Consider the following 270-nt stretch of genomic DNA (forward strand, 5'->3'; position numbering starts at 1 on the left):
GTCTATGCGGTCGGCTTCGCAGGCGTATTCCACTTCGCAAGGCTCGGCCAGGCGCTGCCGCCCGCAGCCGCCGACAAGACAACGCTGCTGCTCAACCTCGCCTACAACCCCGAATGGGTCAGCGCGCTCGTCATCGCCGGCGCGCTCGCCGCCGGCGTCTCGACCATTGCCGGCCTGATGATCGGCGTAGCCACGGTCGCGAGCCACGACATCGTCGGCATGCTCAAGCCCAATCTCGACGAGAAGACCAAGCTGCGTTGGGGCTATATC

1 pseudogene is annotated in these 270 nt (G+C 65.9%); it reads left to right on the forward strand.

Annotated elements, in window-relative coordinates:
* A pseudogene (locus tag ACS2QP_RS27775) lies at positions 1-270 on the forward strand (sodium:solute symporter); the annotation flags it as partial.

The sequence above is a fragment of the Bacillus cereus group sp. Bce019 genome (assembly GCF_051781745.1).
GTDB classification, from domain to species: Bacteria; Bacillota; Bacilli; order Bacillales; family Bacillaceae_G; genus Bacillus_A; species Bacillus_A cereus.